Source organism: Streptomyces anatolicus, from assembly GCF_019400875.1.
GTDB lineage: Bacteria > Actinomycetota > Actinomycetes > Streptomycetales > Streptomycetaceae > Streptomyces > Streptomyces anatolicus.
The window spans coordinates 1-10,197 of record NZ_WMBF01000219.1; the positions used below are offsets into that span (position 1 = coordinate 1).

A 10,197-nucleotide genomic window follows, 5' to 3' on the forward strand; every position below is an offset into this window, starting at 1 on the left:
GGTGGAAGCCGCGGCGGCTGCTCCTCGCGGGCACCCTCTGCGTCTTCCCGCTCGCCGCCCCCTCGGCGGCGCTCGCGGTGCCGCTTCCGGTGGCCGGTCTCGCCGCGGTGATGTTCGTCAGCGGGGTGGCGATCGAGGTGTTCGGCGTCTCCTGGATGACCGCGATGCACCAGGAGATCCCGGAGGAGAAGCTGTCGCGCGTCGCCGCCTACGACTGGTTCGGCTCGATCGCGATGGTCCCCCTGGCGACGGCCCTCGCGGGCCCCGCGGAGTCCGCGTTCGGCCGCTCGCCGTCGCTGTGGGGCTGCGCGGTGCTCGTGGTCCTTGTGACGGCCGCGGTCCTGTTCGTCCCCGACGTACGCAACCTGACACGGCGTACGAAGGAAACGTCGCCGGTCCCCCCGCCCCGCGCCGCCGCCTCGGCAGACGCCATCGCCACGACATCGGCGGACGCGGAGAGCAGGGCGGGGCACCCCGGGTGAGGGCCACCCCTTCATCACACCCGCGCGCCGGCCTCCCCAGCGGAGCCCGCTGAACGCCCCGCCCGAACGGACGCCCGCCCGCTCAGCCCACGCTGAACGCCCCGCCCGGTGGCTCGGGTGAAGGTACCGCTCCTTCGTCGCTCACCGGGCTCGCTGTGCCGATGCGGCGTCGTAGGGGAGCGCCGTGTTCGACGCGGGCCGGAAAGGCGTCGGAGGCCGCACGGCGGGCCAGTGCCGCGGTGTCGAAGGGCGTGTGCGAGGCGATCAGGATCGCGTTGCCGAAGCGGCGGCCGCGCAGGACGGACGGTTCGGCGATCAGCGCCAGCTCCTCGAAGGCCTCGGCGAACGTGGCCAGTTGGGAGCGGAGGAAGGCGAAGGGCGCGCCGTCGGCGAGGTTCGCCGCGTACAGGCCGCCCGGGCGCAGCACGCGGTCGGCGGTTCTGGCGTAGGCGACCGTGGTGAGATGCGCGGGCACCCGGGAGCCGCCGAAGACGTCGGCGACGAGGACGTCGGCGCTGTCGTCGGGCGCCGCGTCGAGCCACCGGCGCGCATCCGCGCCGTGCACCGTGATCCCGGCGCCTTCGGGCAACGGCAGCTTCTCCGCGACGAGTTGGAGCAGCCCCCGGTCGGCCTCGACGACGTCCTGCCGGGACCCGGGCCTGGTCGCGGCGACATAGCGGGGCAGGGTGAGGGCGCCCCCGCCGAGGTGGGTGACGTCGATCGGGCGGCCCGGTTCGGCCACGGTGTCAAGGACGTGCGCGAGCCTCCGCGCGTACTCGAACTCCAGATGGGTGGGCGCGTCCAGGTCCACGTACGACTGGGGCGCCCCGTCGACGGTGAGCAGCCAGGCCCGCTCCCGGTCGATGTCGGGCATCAGCTTGGCGGTGCCGTGATCGACCTCCCGGGTCACCGGAATCGCCTCGTCCGGCGCCCCCGCCCCGGCGGTCCCGCCATCGGCCCCTGCGCCGGTCTCGAACTCGTGCTCGTCCACGCCCCCATTGTGCCCGCCCGCCTCAGAGGTCAGAGGCTCGATAGCTTGACGCCCTGAGGCGGGCGGTACGGGGCAGGCATGCCCCGTCAGACGACCTCCGTGACGGTACCCGCGCCGACCGTGCGTCCACCCTCGCGGATCGCGAAGCCGAGGCCCGTCTCCAGCGGCACGTCACGGCCCAGTTCGACCGTCATCGTGACCGTCCCGCCGGGCCGGACCACGGCCGCCTCGCCGAGGTCGACGTCGCCGACCACGTCCGCGGTGCGGATGTAGAACTGCGGCCGGTACCCGGTCGCGATCGGCGTCGTACGCCCGCCCTCCCGCGCCGACAGGACGTACACCTGCGCGGTGAAGCGGCGCCGCGGAGTGACGCTGCCCGGCGCCGCGACCACATGGCCTCTCCGCACCGCGTCACGTGGCAGACCCCGCAGCAGCAGCGCCACGTTGTCCCCGGCCTGCGCCTCCTCCATGGGCTTGCCGAAGGTCTCCAGGCCGGTGACGACCGTCTCGGTGTCGGCGCCGATGACCTCCACGCGGTCGCCGACGCGGACGGTGCCGCGCTCGACGGCGCCGGTGACGACGGTGCCGCGCCCGGTGATGGTGAGCACGTTCTCGACGGACAGCAGGAACGGCGCGTCGACATAGCGCTCGGGCATCGGCACATACGTGTCCACCGCGTCCAGCAGCGCCTCGATCGCGGCGGTCCACCGCGGCTCGCCCTCCAGCGCCTTGAGCCCGGAGACCCGTACGACCGGGACGGAGTCCCCGCCGTACCCCTGCGCGGAGAGCAGCTCGCGGACCTCAAGCTCGACCAGGTCGGTCAGCTCCTCGTCCCCCGCGTCGGCCTTGTTGAGCGCTACGACGATGTGGTCGACGCCGACCTGACGGGCGAGCAGCACGTGCTCGGCGGTCTGCGGCATGATCCCGTCGAGCGCCGAGACGACGAGGATCGCCCCGTCGAGCTGGGCGGCGCCGGTGACCATGTTCTTGACGTAGTCGGCGTGGCCCGGCATGTCCACGTGCGCGTAGTGCCGGGTGTCCGTCTCGTACTCGACGTGCGCGATGTTGATGGTGATGCCGCGCTGCGCCTCCTCCGGCGCCCGGTCGATGCGGTCGAAGGGCACGAACATACCGGTGCCGCGCTCGCTGAGGACCTTGGTGATGGCGGCGGTCAGCGTCGTCTTGCCGTGGTCGACGTGGCCCATGGTGCCGATGTTGAGGTGCGGTTTGGTGCGGACGTAAGCCGTCTTGGGCATGGTGGTTCCTTCTCCGGAACTCGAAGCTGTTGCCCGGACCCGTGGCGTGCGCGCGGTCGGGACGGGGACCCCTGGGGCCGGACCGACCCTCCCCCTGCGGGGTCCGCCGGAGTCTCCGGGGAGGGTCAGCTTCGGGCGCCGTCGAAGGCGGCGGGGGCGAAAGGCGCGACGTCGGCAGCCTTCGCAGCGCCCGCGACTGCGGGCGTGGCTGCGAGGAAGGCGTACCGGAACATGGCTCCGATCCTCACCGAAGCGGGCGCCCACGTCGAACGATTTTCGCCCGCGCCGAAAGCGCAGGGGTGCAGCGCGTGCCGCGCCGAAAGCTCAGAGGTTCTTCAGCGCTTCCCGCACGGAGAGCGGGGAGAGCCGGTCCCGGTGGCGTCCGACGAAGGCGCGTACCGCTTCCGGATCGGTCTTGGCGTACTCCCGAAGGGACCAGCCGATGGCTTTCCTGATGAAGAAGTCGCGGTGCCCGGACTGCCGTACGCAGTAGGCGAAGAGGCGCTCCGAGTCCGTCGCGGACTTGTGGCGCAGCTGGTGGAGGAGGGCCGTGCGGGCCACCCACAGGTCCTCGTCCTCGATCCACTCGTCCATGGCCGCGCGCAGCCCGGGGTCGGCGGCGACCAGGCTGCCGACGACGTGCGCGGCGAGCAGATCGACGGTGTCCCACCAGGAGCGCGTCGTCACGAGGTGGCGCGCGACGGGCAGGAAGGCGGACGAACAGCGCTTCACATGGCGGCGCAGATAGTCCACGGCGAAGTAGGCGTACTCCCGTTCGGGCAGCGCCCAGCAGCGCAGCGCGATCGCCGCGCAGTCCGCCTCGTCGGGGCGCGGCGTCCCGGCGAGCACCGCACGGGACAGCTCGCGGCGCACGGGCGAGGTCAGGCCGAGGAAGGGGGCGATGTCCTTCATGTACGCGCGCATGTGCGCGGCCCGCGGCGGATCGGCCGCGGCGGTGTAGGTCTCGACGAGCCGGTCGAGCACGGCGTCGGCGAGGTCACTGCCCGGGACTGTGACGCTCATGAGACGCACCATACGGCGATCAGACACATCGGCCGGTTAGTCTTCCCGGATGTTCGAGACCGCAACCGCCCGACCTCAGGGCCTCGCCGTGCGCTGCACCAGGGCCCTGCTGTCTCCGTGGTCACGGCTGTCGCTGCTGGTGGTGCTGCTCGCGGCGGCGGGGACCTGCGTGTTCCTGTTCGAGCCGCAACGGCTCCTCTCCGACGGCTGGCCCGCGCAGTTGGGCGGTGCCACGGCGGTGGCCCTGTTCGCGGTGGCGTACGGGGCGTGCACCGCCGCGTTCGTGCCGCGTCCCCTGCTCAATCTGGCGGCGGGCGCGCTCTTCGGCTCGCAGGCGGGTCTTGTCGCGGCGATCGCCGGCACGGTGTTCGGTGCCGGGATCGCCTTCGGGCTCGGCCGGATGCTGGGCCAGGACGCGCTGCGGCCCCTGCTGCGGGGCCGCTGGCTGAAGGCGGCGGACGGCCAGCTCAGCCGGCACGGCTTCCGGTCGATGCTAGCCGCGCGGCTCTTCCCCGGCGTGCCGTTCGCCGCGGCCAACTACTGCGCGGCGGTCTCCCGCATGGGCTGGCTGCCGTTCCTGGTCGCCACGGGGCTCGGGTCGATCCCGAACACGGCGGCGTACGTCATCGCGGGCGCCCGCGCCTCGACGCCGACGTCGCCGGTCTTCCTGATCGCGATGGGGTTCATCGCGGTGACGGGTCTGGCCGGGGCGACGGTGGCCTGGTTCAAGCGTCACCACTTCCGCGCCGCGCGCTGACTTCCGGGGGACGCCGGCCGGGTAACGCGGGAGCCGTCAGAGCGCCTCCAGGACGGTCGCGTTGGCGAGCCCGCCCGCCTCGCACATGGTCTGCAGGGCGTACCGGGCGCCGCGGACGCGCATGGCGTGCACGAGCGTGGTCATCAGGCGGGTGCCGCTGGCGCCGAGCGGGTGGCCCAGCGCGATGGCCCCGCCGTGCACGTTGACCTTCTCGTGGTCGGCGCCGGTCTCCTGCAGCCAGGCCAGGACCACGCTGGCGAAGGCCTCGTTGACCTCGAACAGGTCGATGTCGTCGAGGGTCAGCGACGCCTTGCGCAGCACCTTCTCCGTGGCGGGCAGGATGCCGGTGAGCATCATGAGCGGGTCGGAGCCGGTGACGGCGAAGCTGTGCAGCCGGGCGAGCGGGCGCAGGCCGAGCCGGGCCGCGTGCTCGCTGGTGGTGATGAGGACGGCGGACGCGCCGTCGTTGATGGGGCTGGAGTTGCCCGCCGTCACGGACCAGTCGATCTGCGGGAAGCGTTCGCCGAAGGCGGGGTCGTAGTAGGCGGGCTTGAGGCCCGCCAGGACCTCGGGGGTGGTGGCGGGACGCACCGACTCGTCGCGCGTCAGACCCGCGATCGGCGCGGTCTCGGCGTCGAAGAGGCCCGCGTCCCAGGCGCGCGCGGCACGCTGGTGCGAGGCCGTGGCGAAGGCGTCCATCCGGTCGCGCCCGATGGACCACTTGGCGGCGATCAGCTCGGCGCTGATGCCCTGCGGCACCAGGCCGTCCGGGTAGCGCTCGGCGATGCCGGGCCCGAACGGGTCGGCACCGGCGGGCACGTTCGACCACATCGGCACCCGGCTCATCGACTCCACGCCGCAGGCCACGACCATGTCGTACGCCCCCGACATGACGCCCTGCGCCGCGAAGTGCACGGCCTGCTGCGAGGAACCGCACTGCCGGTCGACGGTGGTCGCGGGCACGGACTCGGGGAAGCCCGCCGACAGGACGGCGTAGCGGGTGGTGTTCATGGCCTGCTCGGCGACCTGGTCGACGGTTCCGCCGATGACGTCGTCGACGAGGGCGGGGTCGATGCCGCTGCGCTCGACGAGGGTCCGCAGGGTGTGGGCGAGGAGTTCGACGGGGTGGACGCCGGCGAGGGCGCCGTTGGGCTTGCCCTTGCCGACGGGGGTGCGTACGGCTTCGACGATGACGGCGTCACGCATGGTGCGGCCTCTTTCGGCTACCGATGGAGCTACCAGTGAGTAGGAAATCTGGACTCACCATAGCTCCGTGAGTTGGAAAAACAAACCCTCTCGTGGTGGCCGCCTAGACTGCCCCGCATGAAGGATCCGCGCCCCTGCTCCATCGCCGACACCCTCGCTCTCGTGGGCGAGAAGTACTCCCTGCTCGTACTGCGGGAGGTGTGCCTCGGCAACGAACGCTTCGACCAGCTCGTACGGAACATCGGCGCACCCCGCGACATCCTCGCGACGCGCCTTCGCCGGCTGGTGGAGGCGGGCGTCCTGGAGAAGGTCGCCTACAGCGAACGCCCGCGGCGCTTCCGGTACCGGCCGACGCGGGCGGGCCTCGAACTGGAGCCGGTCCTGATGACCCTCATGGCGTGGGGCGACCGGCATCTGCGCGGGGACGACGGCCGCCCGATGGTCCTCGAGCACTCCTGCGGCCACGAGCTGGTCCCGGTGGTGACCTGCTCGGTCTGCGGCGACGCGGTCGAGCACGACGACCTCACCGCGCATCCGCAGACGCCGGGCTGGACGACGGCGGGCCCCGCGGCGGCCCTCCCGGCGTCCCCGTAACCCAAGGCCGCTACGCTGCCCCCACGACGGGGGGCGTGATCACCCCTCACCCGGGCATTCCCCTTCTCGCCCGCCTCCCGCACGCCTCACCCGCCTCACCCACGCACCTGAATGCCCTTACCGCCCGCAATGCCCTCTTGACCCCGATGACCTTGATGACCGCTGTGACCGCTGACGCGGTCTGATGATCAGTACTTGGACGGCGCAGTTCTCATGTCTTGGCTTGAATCCCTCATCCTCGGGCTCGTCCAGGGGCTGACCGAGTTCCTCCCGATCTCCTCCAGCGCGCATCTGCGGCTGACGGCGGCCTTCGCGGGCTGGCACGATCCCGGCGCCGCCTTCACGGCGATCACGCAGATCGGCACCGAGACGGCCGTGCTGATCTACTTCCGCAAGGACATCGCGCGGATCCTGTCGGCGTGGTTCGGCTCGCTGTTCGGGAAGGTGCCGCGCTCGGACCACGACGCGCAGATGGGCTGGCTCGTCATCGTCGGCTCGATTCCGATCGGCGTCCTCGGCGTAACCTTCAAGGACCAGATCGAGGGCCCGTTCCGCGATCTGCGCCTGATCGCAACGACGCTGATCGTGATGGGCATCGTCCTCGGCATCGCCGACCGGCTGGCGGCCCGCGACGAGACGGGCGGCAAGCACCGCGCCGTACGCCACCGCAAGGGCCTCAAGGAACTGGGCGTCAAGGACGGCCTGATCTTCGGCCTCTGCCAGGCCATGGCCCTGATCCCGGGCGTCTCACGCTCCGGCGCGACGATCAGCGGCGGCCTCCTCATGGGGTACACCCGTGAGGCCGCGGCCCGCTACTCCTTCCTCCTGGCGATCCCCGCCGTCCTCGCGTCGGGCGTCTTCGAGCTGAAGGAGGCGGGCGAGGGCCACGTCTCCTGGGGCCCGACGATCTTCGCGACGATCGTCGCGTTCGTGGTCGGCTACGCGGTCATCGCATGGTTCATGAAGTTCATCACCACCAAGAGCTTCATGCCGTTCGTCTACTACCGGATCCTGCTCGGCATCGTGCTCGTCGTGCTGGTCAGCATGGGTGTGCTCAGTCCCCACGCGGGGGAATCGGCGGGGTGACTAGGCCTCCGCGGCCTTCGCGTAGTCCTCCGCCATGCCTCCCGCGAAGTCGTACAACACGACCGGTTCGTCGCCCACCACCCAGGCGTCGTGCCCGGACGGGCAGACGAAGACATCGCCCGGTCCGACCTCGGCCTCGCCTCCGTCGTCCATGCGAAGGTGCATTCGCCCCGAGACGACGTAGGCGTCGTGGTGGATCTGGCAGCTCTCGGTCCCCGCGAGCGGGGCCACGGACTCGGACCAGCGCCAGCCGGGCTCGAAGGTGCCCACGGCGAAGTCCAGCCCGGTGAGATGGGTGACTTCGAGGTGACCGTGGGGGAAATCTCGCCGCTCGTCCGGCTTCTCGACCGTCTTGACTTCCAACATGACGACTGCCTCCGTTCGGCCATACTCCGTACGGCCATGCCTGTGCGTTCCCTCCACTCCATCGTCTGTCTGTCAACCGGAGGGCGCCACTTGGCCGCGCTGAAGCCACGCGCCCCAGCTCCTGGAGGGAGACGCGCAGGGCCTGGAGGAGGCTCGTCAGGACTGAGGAAGGCCCGTCAGGACTGGGGGCGGCTGCCGTGGTTGGCCGCGTGCTTGCGGCGGGACTTCTTCTTGCGGCGTCGCTTCGAGGACATGTCGCCACCTCTTCCGATAGGGACAGCTGGGTCGCTTTCCACCGTTCCATACGGATATGAGGGCGGCGACCCGGGAACGCGCGACCGTGTTTGATCACCAGGCGGAGGTGTGCGGTAGCTGACAGTTCCGATTGTCGTAGCCATCCCCTAGGCTTGGCGCCATGCCCTTAACCCCACCACCCCATGGTTCCGTGCGCTCTTCCGTCGAACTGAACGAGCGGATCCGCGGCCTGTGGCTGCGCGCGAGCGGCCGCCTCACCGCCGAACAGCGCAGAGAGTACGAGCAGTTGGTGACGGAGTGGGCGGCGGCGGTCCGCGAAGAGATGGTGAAGGCCGCCTGAGATGCCGCCGCGCGTCGCCCCGGACGTATCCGTTCCGGTCTCCTCTGCCGGGGAGACCTGGGCCGTCGGCGCGGTCATCCTCAACGAGCGCGGCGAGGCCTTCGCCCAGCGGCGGAGCCCTGACCGTCACCTCTTCCCCGACAGCTGGGACATCGTCGGCGGCCATGTCGAACCCGGCGAGACACTGCTCGGCGCTCTCGCGCGCGAGATCGAGGAGGAGACCGGCTGGCGGCTCCGGCACGTGCGGCGGTTGCTCGGGGTGACCGAGTGGACGGGGGACGACGGGGTCGGCGTGCGGCGCGACGCCGACTTCCTCGTCGAGGTCGAGGGGGATCTGAGCCGCCCCGCTCTGGAGTGGTCCGTACGGCTGGTTCGGTCCCTCGGAGCTGCACCGGCTCAAGGAGAACCGTGCGCCCGGGGAGTTCCTGATCCACGATCTTGTCAGCCGCGTGCTCCGGCGGCAGGACACGCACACCGACGGGTTCACGCGCCCCTGACATCCCCACGCCGGTGAGCCGCCCGTGCCGACGAGCCGAGCCGCGTGGCGTCCACCTTCCTCGTCGGCGACTCTCCACCCCGCAAACCCCTTGGCTCCACACCCTCCGTGCCCAACACTGAGCCGATGACGCAGCGCGTGGAACTCGCCACCGTGATCGACCGGTTGGCCATCGATGCCCTCATCACCGAGTACGCGGTGACCGTCGACGACGGTGATTGGGACGCCTACCGGCAATTGTTCGTCCCGGAAGGGCGCGCCGACTACCGCTCCGCGGGCGGTATCGAGGGCGGGGCCGCCGAGGTGGCCGCCTGGCTGGCCGAGACGATGCGGATGTTCCCGATGCGCCAGCATCTGGTCGTCAACCGCAGGCTGGAGTTCGGCGCGCTTGAGGGGGACGTCGGGGACACCGCGCGCGTGCAGGCCGACTATGTGAACCCCATGCGGTTCGCGGACAACACCGGTGACTCCGACGCCTCCACGGAACCCGATTTCGTATGCGGCGGACGCTACGCCTTCTCCCTGCTGCGTACGCCCGGCGGCTGGCGGCTGCGCGCGGTGGCCGTACGGGAGAAGTGGCGCCGGGGCCCGCACCACCCGGACAAACGCCCCCTGTTCTAGATCGTCGGCGACGCGCACACTGGGTACACGACCGGGCGTCGCGGACCGAGGGAGGCGCTGCATGGATCTGTTCGGCGACGACCGGCGGGGACGGCCCGGGCGCCGCGCCGAGCGGCTGCTCACGTCACGTGGGTCGCGGGGCGCCCTCGCGGTCCTGGCCGGCGCGCTGCCCGCCCTCGCGTTCCCCGCCCCGTCGCTGTGGTGGTTCGCGTACGTGGCGCTTGTGCCGTGGATCCTCCTGGTCCGGACGGCCGCGACCGGGCGGCGGGCGATGGTCGACGGCTGGCTCGGCGGCCTCGGCTTCATGGTCGCCGTGCATCACTGGCTGCTGCCGAGCCTGCATGTGTTCACGGTCGTCATCGCTGCGCTGCTCGGCCTGTTGTGGGCGCCGTGGGGCCGGCTGGTGCGCAGGTTCCTCGCGGGCGTGCCGACGCCGGGGCGTGCCGCGGCCGCGCTGGTGGTCCTGCCCTCGGGCTGGCTGCTCGTCGAACTGATCAGGTCCTGGGAGGGCTTGGGCGGCCCCTGGGGCCTGCTGGGCTCCAGCCAATGGCAACTGCCCCCGGCTCTGCGGCTGGCCTCGGTGGGCGGGGTGTGGCTGGTCAGCGCGCTGGTGGTGGCCGTCAACACGGGGGTCGCGCTACTGATCCTCGCGTGGGCGGCACGCGGGAGGACGCCCGCTGCGGGACTCACGCCGGACCCCGGCTCCCTCTCCGCCCTCAAAGGC

General features: G+C 71.5%; 12 protein-coding genes and 2 pseudogenes. 8 read left to right on the top strand and 6 right to left on the bottom strand.

Annotated elements, in window-relative coordinates:
- Positions 1-482, top strand: a pseudogene (locus GKQ77_RS19490) (MFS transporter); the annotation flags it as partial.
- An 82-nt stretch (positions 483-564) separates the two neighbouring features.
- On the opposite strand, the gene GKQ77_RS19495 reads toward GKQ77_RS19490, so the two are convergent.
- The 3 genes from GKQ77_RS19495 to GKQ77_RS19505 all read right to left on the bottom strand — a co-directional run bounded on the left by GKQ77_RS19495 (position 565) and on the right by GKQ77_RS19505 (position 3,752).
- Positions 565-1,356 (bottom strand): spermidine synthase, encoded by a 792-nt coding sequence (locus GKQ77_RS19495; RefSeq protein ID WP_219690210.1) that lies wholly within the window; start codon positions 1,354-1,356, stop codon positions 565-567.
- A 203-nt stretch (positions 1,357-1,559) separates the two neighbouring features.
- Positions 1,560-2,729 carry an elongation factor Tu gene (tuf, locus tag GKQ77_RS19500; protein ID WP_219690203.1) on the bottom strand — a complete coding sequence of 390 codons (1,170 nt, stop codon included), beginning with the start codon at positions 2,727-2,729 and terminating at the stop codon, positions 1,560-1,562.
- Positions 2,730-3,053: 324 nt separating this feature from the next.
- A complete protein-coding gene (locus GKQ77_RS19505; RefSeq protein ID WP_219690204.1) occupies positions 3,054-3,752 on the bottom strand; it encodes a DNA alkylation repair protein in 699 nt (232 codons plus the stop codon).
- Between the two features lie 49 nt (positions 3,753-3,801).
- On the opposite strand from GKQ77_RS19505, the gene GKQ77_RS19510 reads away from it, so the two are divergent.
- On the top strand, positions 3,802-4,509 hold the full coding sequence (locus GKQ77_RS19510; RefSeq protein ID WP_219690205.1) for a TVP38/TMEM64 family protein: 708 nt from the start codon (positions 3,802-3,804) through the stop codon (positions 4,507-4,509).
- Between the two features lie 36 nt (positions 4,510-4,545).
- Here the strand turns inward: GKQ77_RS19510 and GKQ77_RS19515 are convergent, their stop codons facing one another.
- The gene (locus tag GKQ77_RS19515) at positions 4,546-5,715 is read right to left on the bottom strand and encodes a thiolase family protein (protein ID WP_219690206.1); all 1,170 of its coding nucleotides are present in this window, start codon (positions 5,713-5,715) and stop codon (positions 4,546-4,548) included.
- Positions 5,716-5,823: 108 nt separating this feature from the next.
- Here GKQ77_RS19515 and GKQ77_RS19520 point away from each other — a divergent pair, with 108 nt between their 5' ends.
- Positions 5,824-6,309, top strand: a complete 486-nt coding sequence (locus GKQ77_RS19520; RefSeq protein WP_219690211.1) for a winged helix-turn-helix transcriptional regulator — start codon at positions 5,824-5,826, stop codon at positions 6,307-6,309.
- A gap of 213 nt (positions 6,310-6,522) precedes the next feature.
- On the top strand, positions 6,523-7,395 hold the full coding sequence (locus GKQ77_RS19525; protein WP_219690207.1) for an undecaprenyl-diphosphate phosphatase: 873 nt from the start codon (positions 6,523-6,525) through the stop codon (positions 7,393-7,395).
- Here the strand turns inward: GKQ77_RS19525 and GKQ77_RS19530 are convergent, their stop codons facing one another.
- Together GKQ77_RS19530 and GKQ77_RS34285 are read right to left on the bottom strand one after the other, a co-directional pair.
- Positions 7,396-7,761 (bottom strand): cupin domain-containing protein, encoded by a 366-nt coding sequence (locus GKQ77_RS19530; protein ID WP_219690208.1) that lies wholly within the window; start codon positions 7,759-7,761, stop codon positions 7,396-7,398. It abuts the gene before it with no gap.
- Positions 7,762-7,937: 176 nt separating this feature from the next.
- Complete coding sequence (locus GKQ77_RS34285; RefSeq protein WP_504739865.1) at positions 7,938-8,159, bottom strand: hypothetical protein; 222 nt, start codon at positions 8,157-8,159, stop codon at positions 7,938-7,940.
- A 47-nt stretch (positions 8,160-8,206) separates the two neighbouring features.
- On the opposite strand from GKQ77_RS34285, the gene GKQ77_RS19535 reads away from it, so the two are divergent.
- The 4 genes and pseudogenes from GKQ77_RS19535 to GKQ77_RS19550 form a co-directional block, all read left to right on the top strand.
- Positions 8,207-8,356 carry a hypothetical protein gene (locus GKQ77_RS19535; protein WP_372459928.1) on the top strand — a complete coding sequence of 50 codons (150 nt, stop codon included), beginning with the start codon at positions 8,207-8,209 and terminating at the stop codon, positions 8,354-8,356.
- 1 nt (position 8,357) lies between these two features.
- The gene (locus tag GKQ77_RS19540) at positions 8,358-8,870 is read left to right on the top strand and encodes an NUDIX hydrolase (protein ID WP_258021581.1); all 513 of its coding nucleotides are present in this window, start codon (positions 8,358-8,360) and stop codon (positions 8,868-8,870) included.
- Between the two features lie 108 nt (positions 8,871-8,978).
- Positions 8,979-9,473 (top strand): nuclear transport factor 2 family protein, encoded by a 495-nt coding sequence (locus GKQ77_RS19545; RefSeq protein ID WP_219690209.1) that lies wholly within the window; start codon positions 8,979-8,981, stop codon positions 9,471-9,473.
- A 61-nt stretch (positions 9,474-9,534) separates the two neighbouring features.
- A pseudogene (locus GKQ77_RS19550) lies at positions 9,535-10,197 on the top strand (apolipoprotein N-acyltransferase); the annotation flags it as partial.

Coding starts and splice junctions, on each gene's coding strand:
- GKQ77_RS34285 (WP_504739865.1), bottom strand. CDS start 8,159: ATGGCTACGACAATCGGAACTGTCAGCTACCGCACACCTCCGCCTGGT.
- GKQ77_RS19505 (WP_219690204.1), bottom strand. CDS start 3,752: ATGAGCGTCACAGTCCCGGGCAGTGACCTCGCCGACGCCGTGCTCGAC.
- GKQ77_RS19525 (WP_219690207.1), top strand. CDS start 6,523: ATGTCTTGGCTTGAATCCCTCATCCTCGGGCTCGTCCAGGGGCTGACC.
- tuf (WP_219690203.1), bottom strand. CDS start 2,729: ATGCCCAAGACGGCTTACGTCCGCACCAAACCGCACCTCAACATCGGC.
- GKQ77_RS19545 (WP_219690209.1), top strand. CDS start 8,979: ATGACGCAGCGCGTGGAACTCGCCACCGTGATCGACCGGTTGGCCATC.
- GKQ77_RS19530 (WP_219690208.1), bottom strand. CDS start 7,761: ATGTTGGAAGTCAAGACGGTCGAGAAGCCGGACGAGCGGCGAGATTTC.
- GKQ77_RS19495 (WP_219690210.1), bottom strand. CDS start 1,356: ATGCCCGACATCGACCGGGAGCGGGCCTGGCTGCTCACCGTCGACGGG.
- GKQ77_RS19540 (WP_258021581.1), top strand. CDS start 8,358: ATGCCGCCGCGCGTCGCCCCGGACGTATCCGTTCCGGTCTCCTCTGCC.
- GKQ77_RS19510 (WP_219690205.1), top strand. CDS start 3,802: ATGTTCGAGACCGCAACCGCCCGACCTCAGGGCCTCGCCGTGCGCTGC.
- GKQ77_RS19515 (WP_219690206.1), bottom strand. CDS start 5,715: ATGCGTGACGCCGTCATCGTCGAAGCCGTACGCACCCCCGTCGGCAAG.